General features: G+C 72.7%; 16 protein-coding genes. 4 read left to right on the top strand and 12 right to left on the bottom strand.

Features of this window, described 5'->3' with window-relative positions; genetic code table 11:
* Nucleotides 1–87 precede the first annotated feature (87 nt).
* Both fbaA and LZ495_RS05420 read right to left on the bottom strand, forming a co-directional pair.
* The gene (gene fbaA, locus LZ495_RS05425; RefSeq protein WP_235050783.1) at nucleotides 88–1,110 is read right to left on the bottom strand and encodes a class II fructose-bisphosphate aldolase; all 1,023 of its coding nucleotides are present in this window, start codon (nucleotides 1,108–1,110) and stop codon (nucleotides 88–90) included.
* 182 nt (nucleotides 1,111–1,292) lie between these two features.
* The gene (locus LZ495_RS05420; RefSeq protein ID WP_235050781.1) at nucleotides 1,293–2,678 is read right to left on the bottom strand and encodes an FAD-dependent oxidoreductase; all 1,386 of its coding nucleotides are present in this window, start codon (nucleotides 2,676–2,678) and stop codon (nucleotides 1,293–1,295) included.
* A 159-nt stretch (nucleotides 2,679–2,837) separates the two neighbouring features.
* On the opposite strand from LZ495_RS05420, the gene LZ495_RS05415 reads away from it, so the two are divergent.
* A complete protein-coding gene (locus LZ495_RS05415; protein ID WP_235050778.1) occupies nucleotides 2,838–3,536 on the top strand; it encodes a DedA family protein in 699 nt (232 codons plus the stop codon).
* 116 nt (nucleotides 3,537–3,652) lie between these two features.
* Here the strand turns inward: LZ495_RS05415 and pyrE are convergent, their stop codons facing one another.
* The 4 genes from pyrE to LZ495_RS05395 all read right to left on the bottom strand — a co-directional run bounded on the left by pyrE (nucleotide 3,653) and on the right by LZ495_RS05395 (nucleotide 6,342).
* On the bottom strand, nucleotides 3,653–4,192 hold the full coding sequence (pyrE, locus tag LZ495_RS05410; protein ID WP_235050771.1) for an orotate phosphoribosyltransferase: 540 nt from the start codon (nucleotides 4,190–4,192) through the stop codon (nucleotides 3,653–3,655).
* Nucleotides 4,193–4,226: 34 nt separating this feature from the next.
* Nucleotides 4,227–4,925, bottom strand: a complete 699-nt coding sequence (locus tag LZ495_RS05405; protein WP_235050770.1) for an SRPBCC domain-containing protein — start codon at nucleotides 4,923–4,925, stop codon at nucleotides 4,227–4,229.
* Between the two features lie 77 nt (nucleotides 4,926–5,002).
* Nucleotides 5,003–5,848 (bottom strand): hypothetical protein, encoded by an 846-nt coding sequence (locus tag LZ495_RS05400; protein ID WP_308267642.1) that lies wholly within the window; start codon nucleotides 5,846–5,848, stop codon nucleotides 5,003–5,005.
* A complete protein-coding gene (locus tag LZ495_RS05395) occupies nucleotides 5,845–6,342 on the bottom strand; it encodes a DUF2617 family protein (protein ID WP_235050769.1) in 498 nt (165 codons plus the stop codon). The genes LZ495_RS05400 and LZ495_RS05395 overlap by 4 nt, the downstream gene beginning before the upstream one ends.
* A 243-nt stretch (nucleotides 6,343–6,585) precedes the next feature.
* On the opposite strand from LZ495_RS05395, the gene LZ495_RS05390 reads away from it, so the two are divergent.
* On the top strand, nucleotides 6,586–7,758 hold the full coding sequence (locus tag LZ495_RS05390) for a pyridoxal phosphate-dependent aminotransferase (protein WP_308267640.1): 1,173 nt from the start codon (nucleotides 6,586–6,588) through the stop codon (nucleotides 7,756–7,758).
* A gap of 133 nt (nucleotides 7,759–7,891) precedes the next feature.
* Here the strand turns inward: LZ495_RS05390 and LZ495_RS05385 are convergent, their stop codons facing one another.
* Together LZ495_RS05385 and LZ495_RS05380 are read right to left on the bottom strand one after the other, a co-directional pair.
* Complete coding sequence (locus tag LZ495_RS05385) at nucleotides 7,892–8,386, bottom strand: type III secretion system chaperone family protein (protein ID WP_235050767.1); 495 nt, start codon at nucleotides 8,384–8,386, stop codon at nucleotides 7,892–7,894.
* 187 nt (nucleotides 8,387–8,573) lie between these two features.
* Nucleotides 8,574–9,656, bottom strand: coding sequence for an RNA ligase (ATP) (locus tag LZ495_RS05380; protein WP_235050765.1), 1,083 nt, complete (start codon nucleotides 9,654–9,656; stop codon nucleotides 8,574–8,576).
* Nucleotides 9,657–9,725: 69 nt separating this feature from the next.
* Between LZ495_RS05380 and LZ495_RS05375 the strand changes: the two genes are divergently transcribed.
* A complete protein-coding gene (locus LZ495_RS05375; RefSeq protein WP_235050762.1) occupies nucleotides 9,726–10,091 on the top strand; it encodes a cupin domain-containing protein in 366 nt (121 codons plus the stop codon).
* A gap of 75 nt (nucleotides 10,092–10,166) precedes the next feature.
* Here LZ495_RS05375 and LZ495_RS05370 read toward each other — a convergent pair whose 3' ends face one another.
* The 3 genes from LZ495_RS05370 to LZ495_RS05360 form a co-directional block, all read right to left on the bottom strand.
* Nucleotides 10,167–11,462, bottom strand: a complete 1,296-nt coding sequence (locus LZ495_RS05370; RefSeq protein WP_235050760.1) for a hypothetical protein — start codon at nucleotides 11,460–11,462, stop codon at nucleotides 10,167–10,169.
* Nucleotides 11,463–11,516: 54 nt separating this feature from the next.
* Nucleotides 11,517–12,035 (bottom strand): SigE family RNA polymerase sigma factor, encoded by a 519-nt coding sequence (locus tag LZ495_RS05365; protein WP_308267637.1) that lies wholly within the window; start codon nucleotides 12,033–12,035, stop codon nucleotides 11,517–11,519.
* Between the two features lie 125 nt (nucleotides 12,036–12,160).
* The gene (locus LZ495_RS05360; protein ID WP_235050759.1) at nucleotides 12,161–13,363 is read right to left on the bottom strand and encodes a citrate synthase; all 1,203 of its coding nucleotides are present in this window, start codon (nucleotides 13,361–13,363) and stop codon (nucleotides 12,161–12,163) included.
* Nucleotides 13,364–13,463: 100 nt separating this feature from the next.
* Here LZ495_RS05360 and LZ495_RS05355 point away from each other — a divergent pair, with 100 nt between their 5' ends.
* Nucleotides 13,464–14,711: a citrate synthase gene (locus tag LZ495_RS05355; protein WP_235050756.1), complete on the top strand. Its 1,248-nt coding sequence runs from the start codon at nucleotides 13,464–13,466 to the stop codon at nucleotides 14,709–14,711.
* 69 nt (nucleotides 14,712–14,780) lie between these two features.
* Here the strand turns inward: LZ495_RS05355 and clpB are convergent, their stop codons facing one another.
* The gene (clpB, locus tag LZ495_RS05350) at nucleotides 14,781–17,399 is read right to left on the bottom strand and encodes an ATP-dependent chaperone ClpB (protein WP_235050753.1); all 2,619 of its coding nucleotides are present in this window, start codon (nucleotides 17,397–17,399) and stop codon (nucleotides 14,781–14,783) included.
* Between the last annotated feature and the right edge of the window lie 55 nt (nucleotides 17,400–17,454).

Below are 17,454 nucleotides of genomic sequence, written 5' to 3'. Positions count from 1 at the left end.
CGAGGGCGCCGGGCCGTACTCGTGGCACAACATGCAACGCGGCGCGCGGGCCCGCCGCGGCGAGGCCGGGCGGGCGCGCGGGCGGTGCTACTTCAGGCGGGTGCCCGCGGAACGCAGGTCCTGGCAGGCCACGACGACGCGGTCGGCCATCGAGGTCTCCGCCGACTTGCCGTACGAACGCGGGTCGTACTGCTTCTTGTTGCCGACCTCGCCGTCGACCTTCAGCACACCGTCGTAGTTGCGGAACATGTGCTCCGCGATCGGGCGGGTGAAGGCGTACTGGGTGTCGGTGTCGACGTTCATCTTCACGACGCCGTAGTCGACCGCCTCGCGGATCTCCTCGAGCAGCGAGCCCGAACCGCCGTGGAAGACCAGGTCGAACGGGCGCTCGCGGTCGTACTTCGCGGCCACCGCGTCCTGGATGTCCTTGAGGATCGACGGGCGCAGCTGGACGTTGCCCGGCTTGTAGACGCCGTGCACGTTGCCGAAGGTCGCCGCGAGCATGTAGCGGCCCTTCTCGCCCAGGCCGATCGCCTCGACGGTCGCCAGGGCGTCCTCGGGCGTGGTGTACAGCTTGTCGTTGATCTCGTTGTCGACGCCGTCTTCCTCGCCGCCGACCACGCCGATCTCGAGCTCCATGACGATGCGCGCCGCGGCGCACTTCGCGATGAGCTCCTGCGCGATGGCGAGGTTCTCGTCCAGCGGCACGGCCGAGCCGTCCCACATGTGCGACTGGAACAGCGGGTCGAGGCCCTTCTTGACCCGCTCGAGCGAGATGTCGATCAGCGGACGCATGAAGCCGTCCAGCTTGTCCTTCGGGCAGTGGTCGGTGTGCAGCGCGATGTTCACCGAGTACTTCTCGGCGACGACCTTCGCGTACTCGGCGAACGCCACCGAGCCGACCACCATGTCCTTGACGGTGGTGCCGGAGAGGAACTCCGCGCCGCCGGTGGACACCTGGATGATGCCGTCGCTCTCCGCCTCGGCGAAGCCGCGCAGCGCGGCGTTCAGGGTCTGGGACGAGGTCACGTTGATCGCCGGGTAGGCGAAACGACCGGCCTTCGCCCGGTCGAGCATCTCGGCGTAGACCTCGGGAGTTGCGATGGGCATGCGTATTGCTCCTCGTCAGACGAGACTGCGGCGATATGAGGGTTCGGCGCTCCACGGCCGTATCCCCGCTTGCCCGCCATCCTTCCAGACGCGATTCCGGAGCACAGCATCCCCGGAGCGGGGACCGCTGCCGGGGATGCGTCCGCCACTGTCGGTGACGAATCGTCAGCTTTTGCCGCGGGTCAGACCCGGTCCGCCGCCCCGACTTTCTGCGCGGCCTTGCGGGCCGCCACCAGGATCGGATCCCAGACCGGCGAGAACGGCGGCGCGTACCCGAGGTCCAGCGCGGTGAGGTCCTCGACGGTCATGCGCGCGGTGAGGGCGACCGCGGCGACGTCGATGCGCTTGGCCGCGCCGTCCCGGCCCACGATCTGCACGCCGAGCAGGCGGCCGGTGGTGCGCTCGGCGAGCATCTTGACGGTCATCTTGTCCGCACCCGGGTAGTAGCCGGCCCGGCCGGTGGACTGGATGGTGGCTGTCTCGTACGCGAACCCGGCGGCGTCGGCGTCCTTCTCGCGCAGGCCGGTGCGGGCGATCTCCAGGTCGCACACCTTGCTGACGGCGGTGCCGACCACACCCGGGAAAGTCGCGTAGCCGCCCCCGATGTTCATCCCGGCCACCCGGCCCTGCTTGTTGGCGTGGGTGCCGAGCGCAATGTGCTGGAAGCGGCCGGACACCAGGTTGAGCACCTCGACGCAGTCCCCCGCCGCCCAGATGCCCGCATGCCGCGGATCGCCGCCCCAGACGCGCATCCGCAGGTCGGTGCGCAGGCCGCCGCTGTCGCCGAGCGGCAGTCCGGCCTCGCGCGCCAGTCCGGTATTGGGCCGCGCGCCCATGCCGAGCACCACGAGGTCGGCCGGGTAGGTGCCGTCCGCCGTGACGACCGCGCGCACCCGGCCGTCCGGGCCGGTCTCCACGGCCTGGACGTCGGCATGCGTCACCACGTCGATGCCCATGGCCTCCATCTGCTCGTGCACCAGCACGCCCATGTCCGGGTCGAGGGTGGACATCGGCTGGGCGCCGCGGTCCAGCACGGTCACGTCGAGGCCGCGCAGCTTCATCGCCTCGGCCATCTCGATGCCGATGTAGCCGCCGCCGATCACCACGGCCCGGGTGCGGTCCGGGGCCAGGGCGTCGATCAGCGCGCGGCCGTCGTCGAGCGTCTGGACGCCGTGCACCCCGGGTGCGTCGATGCCGGGCAGCGGCGGCCGGACCGGGGTCGCCCCGGTGGCGATCACCAGCTGGTCGAAGCCGAGGCGGGAGGCCGCCCCGGTCGCCCGGTCGCGGACCGCGACCTCGCGGCGGTCCAGGTCGATGCCCTCGGCCTCGGTGCCGGTGCGCACGTCGACGCCGCGCCTGCGGTGCTCCTCGGGGCTGCGCGCGATCAGCGCGTCCGGCCCGTCGACCAGGCCGCCGACCCAGTACGGGATGCCGCATGCCGAGTACGACGTATAGGTGCCGCGTTCGAGGACCACGACCTCCAGCTCGCCGGGCGGCCGCCGGAGCCGGGCCTGCGAGGCCGCGCTCGCGCCTGCCGCGTCGCCGCCGATGACCACCAGTCGTTCCATGCTCGTTCGCTCCGCTCGGGTTGTCGGGTTGCGCGCGCGGCCCGGCCGCAGGCCGCACCGGGTGCGGGCGGCCGGGCCTGGCCTTCGGGACCACCATGCGAACGCCGGGCGGGTCCACCGGCTTCCCCCCTGGGGCCGGATCACGGCTACCCTGCCCAGGTGGACTCCCTCGCTGTGAACGTGCTCGACGCCACGTCACTCATCTCGACGTTCGGACTCATCGGCATCCTGGCGATCATCTTCGCCGAGACGGGGCTGCTGGTCGGGTTCTTCTTCCCCGGCGATTCGCTGCTCTTCCTGGCCGGGGTCGCCGCCTCCAGCTCGGCCGAGAAGATCGTCGGCACCAGCCTGTCGCTGCCGTGGCTGCTGGTCGGCGCACCGCTGTGCGCGATCGCCGGTGCGCAGCTCGGGCACTTCATCGGTGCCAAGGCCGGGCCGAAGATGTTCAACAAGCCGAACTCCAAGCTGTTCAAAAAGCAGTACGTGGAGAAGGCGGAGTACTACTTCGACAAGTTCGGCGCCGAGAAGGCCGTGGTGCTCGCCCGGTTCATCCCGATCGTGCGGACCTTCCTGAACCCGGTCGCGGGCGTCCTGGAGATGCCGGCGCGGCGCTTCTTCGTGTGGAACGTGGTCGGCGGCGTCGTCTGGACGGTCGGCATCATCCTGGCCGGCTACTGGCTGGGCGACGCGATCGGCGAGAGCATCGACAAGTACCTGCTGCCCGGCATCGCGGTCATCGTGCTGGTGTCGCTGCTCCCGATCTTCATCGAGATCATCCGCGAGCGCCGCGCCAAGAAGCGCGGCGAAGGCCACGGCGCCCCGGAGACCGCCGAGCAGGCGGCCGGCCAGCGGAGCTGATCTCCCGCATTTTTCGGTGACTCGGTGACTCGGTGACGCAGTGACGCGGTGACGCAGTGACACAGACGAGCCCCCCGGCCGATCCGGCCGGGGGGCTCGTGGCTTGTCAGGGGCGGCTAGCCGAGGTTCAGGTCGGCCAGCGTGTAGGCGGTCACGTACGGCAGGCCGGCGGCCTCGATGGCCGGGGCGGCGCCGCGTTCGACGATCACGGCGACGCCGACCACCTCGGCGCCCGCCTCGCGCAGCGCCTCGACCGCGGTCAGGACCGAGCCGCCGGTGGTGGAGGTGTCCTCGACCGCGAGCACGCGGCGGCCCGCGACGTCCGGGCCCTCGATGCGGCGCTGCAGGCCGTGCGCCTTGCCGGTCTTGCGGACCACGAAGGCGTCGAGCTTGCGGCCGCGCGCCGCGGCGGCGTGCAGCATGGCCGCGGCCACCGGGTCGGCGCCCAGGGTCAGGCCGCCGACCGCTTCGTAGTCCAGGTCCGCGCTGGCGTCGAGCATGACGCGGCCGACCAGCGGGGCGGCCTCCGCGTCCAGCGTCACGCGGCGCAGGTCGACGTAGTAGTCGGCCTCCTTGCCGGAGGACAGCGTGACGCGGCCGTGCACCACGGCCTTGTCCTTGATCTGGTCGAGAAGCGCATCGCGGTCGGAGCTCATGCCGGAAGCGTAGTGGGCGGCCGTCCGGGCCCGGTCAGCGCGCGTCGCGGTCGGCGCGCCTGCGGCGGCGCCGGCGCAGTGCGCGGCCGGCGAGCAGCACGCCGGCCACCGCGGCCGCGGGTGCGGCGAGGCGGCGCAGCAGCGGAGTGCCGCGCGGCGGCTCGGGGTCGGCGGCCGGGACCACCACGGTGCGCGGCCGCGGTTCGACCACCGGAGCGGCCGGGGCGGGCTGCGGGGCGGCCGGGCGGACCGGGACGATGTCCGGCACTTCCTGGTCGCGGACCGGGGCGAGTTCCTCGGTGAGCGCCGCGGCGAAGCGCTCCGCGAGCCGGTGCCAGGCGGCGGCCAGCTGCTCGGCGGGCAGGTCGGCGGTGCGGCCCTGGGCGGTCAGCGAGCCGTCGAACACCAGCCGGGTCGAGGTGCCTTCGTCGTCGAGCCGGACGGTCAGCAGTGCCTTGACCGGGGCGTCGCCGCGCGCTTCGGCGCCTTCCGCGGTGGCCACCAGGGCCAGCGGCAGGTCGTCGGCCTCGGCGACCGCGACCACGCCGCGGTAGGTAATGGTGGTGTTCCCGGCGCGCAGCCGCAGGCGGCCGGTCAGCACCGGGCCTTCCGTGCCCTGCCGGGGCGGTTCGTCGGAGGAGAGTCCGGGCACGCACTCGGCAAGCCGGGCCGGATCGTGGAAGACGCCCCACACGAGCCGGACCGGGATCGGCACCACGACCTCGTACGCCATGGGTTCGTCGTCCTCCTCCGCCTGCGCGCCCAGCCGCGGTGCACATCTGTGCGATCCGCGGCACCTTCTCCGGAAGCCTACGCACCGGTATGACAGGTAGACGAGCACTTTGGTCCCTCGCCTTCGCGCGTCGCGTCCGGCGGACCCGGTGCGAACGCCGCGGCGCAGCTGATGACGAGCAGTGCGGAGGCGACCAGCAGGCACATGCGGGTCCGGGCGCGCCGGTCCAGGTCGGCCCGGAAAAGCCACAGCACCACGAAGGTCCCGACCAGGGCGTTGACCGCGCCGACCAGCGCGACGGTGCCCACTTGGCCGAGCGCGGGCAGCAGGAGGAACGGGAAGAGCAGGCCGCCGGCCAGGGCGCCCACGTAGTCGGCGGCGAACAGGTCGGCGACCGCGTGCCCGGCCTCCTGGCGGCGGATGCGCTGGACAAGGGTCATCAGCAGCGGGATCTCGGCGCCCACCAGGATCCCGGTCGCCACGCACACGGTCAGCATGGTCAGCCGGTACATGTCGAACACGTGCGCGCCCGCGTAGACGACCGGCACCGAAGTGCCGCCGACCACCGCGAGCGCGCTCTCCACCACCGCGAACGCCTCCGCGGGCCGGTCCCCGAACGGCTTGGCGGCCAGCGCCCCGAGACCCATCGCGAAGACCATGACGGACAGCACGACGGAGGTCTCGGTGACCGGGTCGGGGCCGAGTTGGCCGCCCAGCGCGACGAGGGCGAGCTCGTACACCAGCCCGCAGGCCGAGCAGACCAGCACCGCGGCGAGCACCAGCCAGCGGGCCGCGGCCGGGGGCAGCGGCAGCGCGTCCGGTCCGTCGGTGCCGTCGGTGCCCTTGCGGTGCCGGCCGCGGCCGGCCACCGGGTAGGTCCCGCGGCCCTCGGTGTGGAACGGCGACAGGTCGGGGACGCTCACGCTGCCCGGCTGCGGGTGCTGACGATGCGCCGCTCCTGCGGGTAGGTGTGCCAAGTGGACCAGCCGAGGATGCCGTCGCGGCGTTCGGCGACTATGGCGGTCACCGCGTACGGCACGCCGGGGTAGGCGCCGATGATGCCGCCCGGATGCGCCTCGACCTCGGCGAGCAGCGACCGCACCCGGGCCTCGAAGCGGTCGCCCGCGAGGTGCTCGGCGAGCGAGGTGAACTCGTAGTCCCAGCCGTCGACGTGCTGCGCGGCGCGGGCCGGCAGCGGCGTACGCTGCCCGCCCAGGCAGGCGACGGTCTCGGAGCACACGCCGTGCGGGGAGGTGACCAGCACCTGGTGTGAGGCGCCGAGCAGCCGGAGTTCGAGGCGGATGCCGCCCAGGTCGAGGGTGCGCAGGGCGAGCGGGTGCAGCGGGCGCAGGCCCAGGTACCAGCCCAGGGCGTCGGCGCGGGTGTCGGAGTACGCGGTCCTCAGTTCGGCATGCATCGCTTCAGGCACAGGGGCGGGCGGACGCTCGGGAAGCGCCGGGAAGGTCAGGGGCTTGCTTTCACGGTAGGGGGCTGGGCGCTTGGCCGTCGTCACCCGTGACGGTGAAAGATGTTCACTCGTATAGGTGAAAGTCGGCATGTGTACGGCAGGCTGGTCGAGGATCGCCGGAGATCCCGGCACGGCCCGGACAGCACCGGCCAACGCCGACCAGAGACGATCAGAACAGGAAGTGGTGTCACCGTGGGCCGACCGCTGCTGAACCGCCGTCTGGACGGCCTCGGCACGACGATCTTCGCCGAGATGTCCGCCCTCGCGGCGGCCACCGGGGCGATCAACCTCGGCCAGGGCTTCCCGGACACCGACGGACCGGACGAGGTCCGCGAGGCGGTCGTCGCGGCGCTCCGCGACGGTGCGCACAACCAGTACCCGCCCGGCCCCGGCCTGCCCGACCTGCGCCTGGCGGTCGCCGAGCACCGGCAGCGCTTCTACGGCCAGACCTTCGACCCGGACACCGAGGTCCTGATCACCACCGGCGCCACCGAGGCCATCGCGGCCGCCGTGCTGGCGCTCGTCGAGCCCGGCGACGAGGTCGTCGCCCTGGAGCCGTTCTACGACTCCTACGCCGCGTGCATCGCGATGGCCGGCGGCGTCCGGGTCGGCGTACCGCTGCGTCCGCCGTTCGACGGCCTGGACCTCGACGCGCTGCGGGCCGCCATCACGCCGCGCACCCGGCTCCTGATGCTGAACTCGCCGCACAACCCCACCGGCACGGTCCTCACCCGCGAGGAGCTCGCCGCGATCGCCGAACTGGCCGTCGCACACGACCTGCTGGTCATCACCGACGAGGTCTACGAGCACCTGGTGTTCGACGGCGAGCACATCCCGCTGGCCACGCTGCCCGGCATGCGCGAGCGCACCGTCACCATCAGCTCGGCGGGCAAGACGTTCTCGTTCACCGGCTGGAAGATCGGCTGGGTGTGCGCGACGCCCGAGCTCGTCGCCGCGGTGCGGACCACCAAGCAGTTCCTCACGTACGTCTCCGGCGGCCCGTTCCAGCCCGCGGTCGCGCACGCGCTGCGGCTGCCGGACAGCTACTACGCGGAGTTCCGCGCCGACATGCACGCCAAGCGCGACGTCCTCGTCGGCGGCCTGGAAGCGGCCGGGCTGACCGTGTACCGGCCGCGCGGCACGTACTTCATCACCACCGACATCACCCCGCTCGGCTTCGCGGACGGCCTGGACTTCTGCCGCCGCCTGCCCGAACTGTGCGGCGTCGTCGCGGTCCCGGAGAAGGTCTTCTTCGACGACACCCCCGAATCCCAGGCGATCGGCCGCCCGCTGGTCCGGTTCGCCTTCTGCAAGAAGGTCGAGGTGCTCGAGGAAGCCGCGTCGCGCCTGGCCACGCTGCGCTGACGCGCCGCGCTCCCGGGTCGCGGACCCGGGCCCGGCCCCGGCCGGCGGCCCGGGACAGCGAACGGCCCCGCGCATCGGTGCGCGGGGCCGTTCTGCGCGGGCTCGGTGCCTCGCGGCGCCCGGGGGCCGGACCTCAGTCCTCGGCCGGGGCCTCGGTCTCCGGAGCCGGCGGAAGCTGCTCGTTCAGCCAGTTCGAGAAGGTGATGCAGGTGCTGATCCACGCGCGCGTGGTGAACACGAAGAGCTCGCGGTTGATCCCCGGCTCCAGGTCGAGCTGGGTCTCGGCGATGATGCGCAGCCGCCCGTTGTCGTCGACATGCGTGTAGGCCTTGGGCCAGAAGTACTGGCGGTGCCAGTCGTCCAGCAGCTCCAGGAGGCGCGGCTTGTCGGTCACCTCCAGCTCGCGGTCGAGGAACATCCGGACCGTGTAGATCTCGGACTGCTCGCCCTTGAGCATGAAGTAGACGCGGAAGCCCTCCCACGGAGCGCCGATGTCCCCCTCTTCGTCGACGAAGTGGTTGATCTGCAGCTCGGTGAGAACCTGCTTGATCAGCTCCTGCGTCGGCTTGATCACCGGCGAGGCGGGTACGAAGTTCGGCCTCGGGATCGAGGACGGGTCGATGCTCATGGATTTCCTCTCCTGATGTCTCCGCCTGCCATCCTCCCCCATGTCCGGACCGCCCGGTGACTCCTGTCACAGGACGTCACCGGGCGTTTCCCGGACGTAAGCCGGGCATGCCCCCAGGCCGGGTCAAAAGCTCCCGGCGGCCGTACGGACAGCCGTGCGGGGAAGCGGTGCGGGGCGGCGGTGCGGATCACTCGTACTCGGTACCGCCCTTGCGGGTCAGGTATGCGTCGGACACCAACTTGCCGATCGCCCGCGACCCGGTGATGTCGCTGCGGCGCTCCCGGCGCGGGCGTACGACCAGGCCCTCGCGCAGGTGGGCCGCGGTGCCCGAGACCGTCTCGCGGCCCTCGGCGAGGGCCACCAGCGCGGCCTCGTCATACGGGCCGGCGTAGAGCTGCGGCACCACCGGCAGGCGGACCGACAGGCCGGCCAGCACGCCGGGCAGCTCCTCGGCGTCCACCCAGCGCACGGCTCCGCTCGCGTCCGAGAAGGACACGTCGAAGACCGCGTAGCCGGGCAGCTCGGCGCCCGCCTTCGCGCCGTACGCCAGGTCCTGCACGCCCTGCCCGAAGACCTCGCCGAAGATGCCGACCCGCTCGGCCCCGAAGATCGCGGCGAGCTTCGCGGCGGCCTCGGGCACCCGGTGCGCGAGCACCGCGCGCCAGTAGAGGTTGCGGTCGGAGCGGGCCAGCGCGAGGCCCTTGGCGCCGAACCCCTTCGAGGACACGAACTCGCCGTCCGGGGTGAGGGTGTACAGGCACGCGGTGCCGTGGATCTTCTCGGTGGCCACCACCTGCTCGCCGGGCGCGAAGATGCCGGGGTAGCGCTTGATGTTCTCGATGTCGACCCAGTGCAGGAGGTCGGCGGCCGCGACCACGTCGCCGCTCATGTGCACCGGGATCGGCGGGACCCATTTGACGATGCCCAGGTCGGGGGCGAAGTCCCGGCCCTCGGCGTGCGCCGCGGCCAGGTCGGTGCCGGCCAGCGCCGCGGGGCGGCAGACGATGCCCTGGGACAGTTCGCCGCGCAGCCGGATCGCCTTGACCCGGTCGTGCCCGGATCCGGCCAGCTTGCCGGTCAGTCCCAGCTCGTCGATCAGCGCCGCGGGCAGCACGGACTGCTCGGGTATGTAGACGGCCCAATCGCCGTCCTGGTACTGGCCCTTGGCGACGACGGCGCGGTACAGCCCCACCTGCGCCAGCTCCAGGGCGTCCGCATTGGGGTGGGTGTGGACGGTCAACTTCTCGGCAGTGACCCTCAGTGTGGACATGCCCGCAGAGTGACACTCGGGCGAAGGCCCCAGCCAGCGGTTTTCCACCCGTACGAGAGATGATGAAACATGCCCAACTTCATCGAAAAGCCGACCGTCGTCGAGGCGGCCGGCAACATCCCCAAGATCATCCGCGAGTACGTGGGCCGGGTGAACACCGGCGAATCCGGACTCAGCGTGGCCCACATGAGCTCCCCCGGGGGATGGGAGGAGCCCGGCCAGACGCCCGAGTTCGACGAGTACACCGTGGTGCTGCGCGGTGTCCTCACGGTCGAATACGAAGGCGGCGTCCAGGAGGTCGCGGCCGGCCAGGGCATCCACACCAAGGCGGGCGAGTGGGTCCGCTACAGCACGCGCGGGTCGGACGGCGCGGACTACATCGCCGTGTGCCTGCCGGGCTTCGCCCCGGAGACGGTGCACCGCGACGCCGACTGAGCGATCGCGTACGCCGCGGCGCGGCCGGTCTCCTCGCGGAGCCGGCCGCGCGACGCGTCCGGGTGTGGTCGCAGGTCAGATCTTGGTCCACCGCGTGTCGGTGACGATCGCCTGCAACTGCTCGAGCGTGTAGATCGGCCCGTTCCGCCGGATCGGGCTGGGCATCCTGCCCGCGTTGTCGGTCGAGACGATGACCCGGAGCCCGTCCGCGGTCAGCAACTCGGCCTGCCAGACGGTCGCCTGGCCGTCGTCCGACGGCCGCCGGACGAGCAGCAGCCGGCTGCGGTCCGGCAGGGTGGCGGCGGTGCATGAGGCCATGGCCAGGTCCGGCCGCCCGCAGTTCATGTAGCCGTCGAGTGCCTCGGCCATGTCGCGCTGCACCGTGATGGTGACCAGCGACCTGCCCTTGCCGTCGTCGGCGATCAGTGTGGCGTATCCGCCCTGGCCTGATTCCTCGGTGACGGTGACCCCGCCCGGGATGATCGACTTGAACTGGCGGATGATCGCGTCTGCGGACACGTCGCGGGAGGGTTCGCCTTCGCGCGTCTGCGGATACGCCTTCGCCGCGGCCGCCGCCGGCGCCCACCGGGGGCTCCGGACCAGTGCGGTCAGCTCGGCGACCGAGACCACCGGGTCCGCGGCCGACGCAGTCTTGTCGGCGGCACCGCCCCCGAAGGCGTCGACGCTGACCGCCACACCGTCGGGGCGGACCAGCCGCGCGGTCCACTGCTTCTGCCCGTCCGGGCGGTCCGGGTGCGTGTGCCCGCTGATGCCGACCAGCTTGTCGCCGTTCTCCAGCAGGGTCGGCGTGCACCTGCTGTCCGGTGCCAGGGCGGCCGACGGGCACTCCCCCGACACCTTGCCCCCTGCCGTGACGGCGAGCCTGACCTCGCTGCGCCGGCCCATGCCGTCGTTGTACATCACCGACGCGAACGGCCCGGGGAGCACCTGCGGGCCGATGTCGACCCATTCCCCGGTTCCGGCGCTGTGCTCCTCGGTGAAGCTCCCGCCGGACGGCAGCAGGGACTTGAGGACGGCCAGCACTTCGGCCGCGGTGACCCGGGCCGCCGGAGCTGCCCCGTCCAGGGTCGGGGTGGGCGTCGCCGGCCCGGCCGGGAGTTCGGACGCGCCCCGCTCGAAGGCGCCCGTCGCATACGTGAACCCGAGCCCTGCCACGCAGGCCAGCGCCGCGGCCGACACCCCCATGCGGATCCGGCGGGTACGGCGCATCTGCAGGCCGCGGGCGTGGCCGCGGGCCGCGAGGTCCGCGCTCGGGCCGGGGAACGCCGCGGACGCGGCGCGCAGTTCGCCCGGGAGGCTTGCCGCGAAGCCGGCGTCCGCGGGGTCGTCGTGCCTGAGGTCGTCAGCCATGCTCGGTCACCGATCCCGGGGGAAGCTCGAAGGACGTCGCGGGGAACCGGGCGCTCATTGCCAGGCCGCCGCGGGGAGCTCGTCGCCGAGCAGGGCGCGCAGGCGGCGCAGCGCCCGCAGCGCGCGGATCCGGACCGCGCCCGGGCTCAACCGCAGCACGGTGGCGACCTCGTCGACCGAGCGGTCCTCCCAGTAGCGCAGCACCAGGACCACCCTGTCCCGCTCGGGCAGTTCCGCGAGCCCGGCGAGCAGCGTCACGCGCAGCGCCGGGTCGTACGCCTCGCCCGCGCGGTCCGGGAAGCTCCCGGTGGGCAGTTCGCCGGAGCTGCGCTTGCGGCGGTGCGACAGGAAGGTGCGGACGAGGATCGCGTCCGCGTAGGCGTTCGGCGAGTCGGCCGCGGCGACCTTGCGCCACGAGACGAAGACCTTGCCCAGGGTCTCCTGCACCAGGTCCTCGGCCAGGTGCCAGTCGCCGGTCAGCAGGCAGGCCAACCGGAACATCGCGCCGGTGCGGGCGGCCGCGAACTCGAGATAGTCCGCGGTCGCACCCGCCGAGTCCGCTCTGCCGGCCACAGGTCTCCCCGTTCGATTCACATATGGGGGAGGTGCCGGCCGCCCGGTCGCGTTACACCGGACCCTCGGATATTTCTCCGATGATCACTTTTCCGACCGGCCGCCGGCCGATCGGGACCGCATGTCTAACAGAGCACCGGCACGGGCTGCGGGGCCGGGGTCCCGGCGTACCGGGCCGCCGGGCGGATGATCTTCGAGTCGGCGGCCTGCTCCAGCGCATGGGCGGTCCAGCCGACCACCCGGCTCGCCGCGAAGGTCGGCGTGAACATCGACCGCGGCAGCCCGCACAGCTCCATCACCACGCCCGCCCAGAACTCCACATTGGTGTGCAGTTCGCGACCCGGCTTGAGGTCGGCGAGCACCCGCACCACCTCCCGCTCCACCTCCGCGGCGAACGCGACCAGGTCGCCGCCGAGTCCGTACGCGATCTCGCGCAGCATGCGGGCCCGCGGGTCCTCGGTCCGGTAGACGGGATGGCCGAAGCCCATGATGCGCTCGCCGGCCAGGACCCGGTCGGTGATCCACGCGCGGGCCCGGTCCGGGGTGCCGATGGCATCGAGGGTGTCCAGGGCCCGGCTGGGCGCACCGCCGTGCAGCGGCCCGGTCAGCGCGCCGAGCGCGCCCGCGACGCACGACGCCAGGTCGGCGCCGGTGGAGGCGATCACCCGGCCGGTGAACGTCGAGGCGTTGAAGCCGTGGTCGACGGTCGAGACCAGGTAGGCCTCGACCGCGCGGGCCCGCACCGGGTCGGGCTCGCTGCCGGTGGCCATGTGCAGGTAGTTGGCGGCGTACGCGAGGTCGTCGCGCGGCTCGACGGGCTCCTGGCCCTGCTGCAGCCGGTGCAGGGCGGTGATCAGGGTGGGCACGACGGCGGCCAGGGCCAGCGCGTCGTCCTGGCGGCGGTGCGCGGTCGAGTCGTACAGCGGGCGCATGCCGAGCGCGCTGCCGACCAGCGGGAGCAGCGCCTTCACGCCGGCCAGCGGGCCGTCCGCGCGGGTGGCGGCGGCGACCGGGGCGAGCAGCGGGCGCACGGCGTCGGGCACCCGGCGGCGCGGTGCGGTCTCGCGGACGAAGCGGGCCCGCCCAGCGGCATCGGGGAGCACGCCGTGCAGCATCAGGTGCCAGACGTCCTCGAAAGTGCGCTGCCCGGCCAGTTCGACGGCCGAGTACTGGCGGTAGTGGTAGAAGCCCTCGCGGCCTCGGACGTCGCCGATCTCGGTGTCGGTGACGATGACTCCGGCCAGCCCGCGCGGCACTTCGACGATCCGGTCGCGGCGCGGTCCGGCGGGCGGGTGCGGCAGGTGTGCCGGTCCTGCGGTGGCGGACATGGCGGCCTCCTGGTCGGTCGGTGCTTCCCGTATAGCGACTGTCCGCCGTAATCTTGAACAGGTCAATATTGATCGAGTCAATGTGAGGATCCGAGGCGCGATGGGGCATCCGGACGAGCAGCATCCCCGGCACCGGCTGACCGCCGAGGAGGCCGCGCGGCGGCTGGGCGTGAAGGTCGAGACGGTCTACGCGTACGTCAGCCGCGGGCTGCTGGTCAGCGTGCGCGCCCCGGACGGCCGGACCAGCCTGTTCGCCCCCGACGAGGTGGACGCGGTGGCCCGCCGTGCGGGCCGCGGCCGGGGTGCGTCGCCCGCACTCGAAGAGGTGCGGACCGGGATCTCGCTGATCCGCGACGACGGCCTCTACTACCGGGGCGTGCCGGTGACCCGGCTGGTGCGCGAGTACGGCTTCGAACCGGTGGCGGCCTGGCTGTGGACCGGAAGCCTGGACGCGGAGCAGGAGTTCGCCGCCGATCCGGCCGCGCTGGCGGTGGCCGGGGCCGCGGTCGGCGCGCTGCCCGCGGCGGCGCGCACCATCGACCGGCTGAGGGTCGCCGTCGCGGCGGCCGCGGCGGCCGACCCGCTGCGGTACGGCACCGAACCCGAAGCGGTGACGCTGACCGCGGGCAGCATGGTGGCGGTCATGGTCGAGGCGCTGCCGCTGCTCGGGACCGAGCCGGCGCTCGCTCCGGGCGGCCCGGCGACGGGCATCGCCGAGCGCCTGTGGCCGCGGCTGACCGTGCGGCCGTCGTCCCCGGCCACGTTGGCCGCGCTGGACGCTGCTCTCGTGCTGACCGCCGACCACGGGCTGGCCGCGTCCACCACGGCGGCCCGGATTGCCGCGTCGGTCCGTGCCGACCCGTACGCGGTCGTGCAGGCCGGGCTGGGCGCGGTCGACGGCCCGCACCACGGGCTGGCCAGCGCACTGGCGTACCGGCTGCTGGCCGAGGCGCATGCGTCGGGCGACCCGGCCGCGGTGCTGTCCGAGCGCCTGCGGTCGCGCGTCCCGGTGCCGGGCTTCGGGCACGAGGCCGGGATGTACCGGCAAGGCGATGTGCGGGCACGGGAGTTGCTGCTGGTCCTGGGTGAGATCCCGGAGGCCGCACCGGTGCTGGACACCGTGGACCGGCTGACCGCGGTGATGGCCCGCCGGCCTGCGCTGGGACCGAACATCGACCTCGCCCTGGCCGCCTTCGCGCTGGTCTGCGCGATGCCGGCCGATGCGGGCGAGGGCATCTTCGCGATCGGCCGCACCGCCGGGTGGATCGCCCACGCGCTGGAGGAGTACGAGGCCAAGCCGCACCGGTTCCGGCCCGCGGGGGTCTACACCGGACCGCAGCCGGACTGAGCGCGGCCCTGCGGAAATGCCGCGTGCCCGCACCCTCCGGGGAGGGTGCGGGCACGGATGCCGTTCCGGTCAGAGCGACTTCGCGGGCTTCTCGGCCTGCCTCGGCTGCACGACGAGCGTGTCGTGCGCATCGTCCAGGTCGACCACCACGGTGTCGCCGTCCGCGATGTCGCCGGCCAGCAGTTCGCGGGCCAGCTTGTCGCCGATCGAGGTCTGCACGAGCCGCCGCAGCGGGCGGGCGCCGTACGCCGGGTCGTAGCCGGTCAGCGCCAGCCACTCGCGGGCCGCGTCGGTCACCTGCAGGGTGATCCGGCGGTCCGCCAGACGCCGGCCGAGCCGCGCCACCGACAGGTCGACGATGTGCGCGAGTTCGCCCGTGCCGAGCGCGTCGAACACCACGATGTCGTCGAGCCGGTTGAGGAACTCCGGCTTGAACGACCCGCGCACCACCTCCAGCACGCGCGCCTTCTGCTCGGCGGGCTCCAGGGTCTGGTCGACCAGGAACTGCGAGCCGAGGTTGGAGGTCAGGATCAGCACCGTGTTGCGGAAGTCCACGGTGCGGCCCTGGCCGTCGGTCAGGCGGCCGTCGTCGAGCACCTGCAGCAGGATGTCGAAGACCTCGGGGTGCGCCTTCTCGACCTCGTCGAGCAGGACGATCGTGTAAGGCCGGCGCCGCACGGCCTCGGTGAGCTGGCCGCCCTCCTCGTAGCCGACGTACCCGGGCGGCGCGCCGACCAGGCGGGCCACCGAGTGCTTCTCGGCGTACTCGCTCATGTCGATGCGCACCATCGCGCGCTCGTCGTCGAAGAGGAAGTCCGCGAGGGACTTGGCCAGTTCGGTCTTGCCCACGCCGGTCGGACCGAGGAACAGGAACGAGCCGGTCGGGCGGTCCGGGTCGGCGATGCCGGAACGGGCCCGGCGTACCGCGTCGGACACCGCGGCGACCGCGGCCTGCTGGCCGATCAGCCGCTTGCCGATCTCGTCCTCCATGCGCAGCAGCTTGCCGCGCTCGCCTTCGAGCAGGCGCCCGGCCGGGATGCCGGTCCAGGACGACACCACGTCGGCGACGTCGTCCGAGCCGACCTCCTCCTTGACCATCGAGGCGGTCGCGGCCTCCGACTCGGCGGAGGACAGCGCCTCGGCGAGTTCGCGCTCCAGGGTCGGGATCTGCCCGTACATGAGCTTGGACGCGGTCTCGAAGTCGTTGTCGCGCTCGGCGCGTTCGGCCTCGCCGCGCAGATCGTCGAGCTGCTTCTTGAGGTCGCCGACCTTGTTGAGGCCGGCCTTCTCCTGCTGCCAGCGCGCGGTCAGGCCGGCCAGCGCCTCCTTGCGGTCCGCCAGGTCCTTGCGGATCTTGTCCAGCCGCTCCACGGATGCCGGGTCCGACTCCTTGGCCAGTGCCAGCTCCTCCATGTGCAGCCGGTCCACGGCGCGCTGGAGTTCGTCGATCTCCACCGGAGACGAGTCGATCTCCATGCGCAGCCGCGAGGCGGCCTCGTCGACCAGGTCGATGGCCTTGTCCGGCAGGAAGCGCGCGGTGATGTAGCGGTCCGAGAGCGTGGCGGCCGCGACCAGCGCGGCATCGGCGATCTGGACCTGGTGGTGCGCCTCGTACCGGCTCTTGAGGCCGCGCAGGATCGCGATGGTGTCCTCGACGCTCGGCTCGCCGACCAGCACCTGCTGGAAGCGGCGTTCGAGGGCGGGGTCCTTCTCGATGTGCTTGCGGTACTCGTCCAGCGTCGTGGCGCCGACCAGGCGCAGTTCGCCGCGGGCCAGCATCGGCTTGAGCATGTTGCCGGCGTCCATCGCGGAGTCGCCGGTGGCGCCCGCGCCGACCACGGTGTGGAGTTCGTCGATGAAGGTGACGACCTCGCCGTCGCTGTCCTTGATCTCGGTCAGCACCGCCTTGAGGCGCTCCTCGAACTCGCCGCGGTACTTCGCGCCGGCCACCATCGCACCGAGGTCGAGGGCGATCAGCTTCTTGCCGCGCAGCGACTCGGGGACGTCGCCCGCCACGATGCGGCGGGCCAGGCCCTCCACCACCGCGGTCTTGCCGACGCCGGGCTCGCCGATGAGCACCGGGTTGTTCTTGGTGCGCCGGGACAGCACCTGGACCACGCGGCGGATCTCCGCGTCGCGGCCGATGACCGGGTCGAGCTTGCCGTCGCGGGCCTCCTGGGTGAGGTCGCGGCCGTACTTCTCCAGCGCCTGGTAGGTGCTCTCCGGGTCCGGCGAGGTCACCCGGGCACTGCCGCGGACCTGCTTGAACGCATCGAGCAGGGCCTGCGCGGTGGCGCCCTGCGCCTTGAGCGCGGCGCCCGCGGGCCCGGCGGTGTCGGCGATGCCGACCAGCAGGTGCTCGGTCGAGACGTACGCATCGCCCAACGCCTGCGCGCGCTCGCCGGCGTCGTTGAGCACGGTAAGCGTGTCGCGGGCGAGCTGCGGTGCGGACACCGACGACCCCTGCGCACGCGGGAGCCGGCCGAGGACCTGCTCGGTCTCCGCCTTCACCCGGGCCGGGTCGGCACCGAGCGCGGCGAGCAGCGGCAGCGCGGTGCCCTCGGGCTGTTCGAGCAAGGCCAGCAGCAGATGCGCGGGCTGCACCTCGGCATGCCCGGACGCGGCCGCCTTGCGTACGGCGACGGAGAGGGCCTCCGTGGCCTTGGTGGTGAGCTTGTTGGCATCCATATGCGTGCTGGGGCTCCAATCCGTGCGGGGACATTCGGGTCGGGGACAGTTTCCC

Origin of the sequence: Yinghuangia soli, assembly GCF_021502675.1 — a bacterium.
Taxonomy (GTDB): Bacteria; Actinomycetota; Actinomycetes; order Streptomycetales; family Streptomycetaceae; genus Yinghuangia; species Yinghuangia soli.
This window is presented reverse-complemented; position numbering and strand designations above follow the sequence as displayed.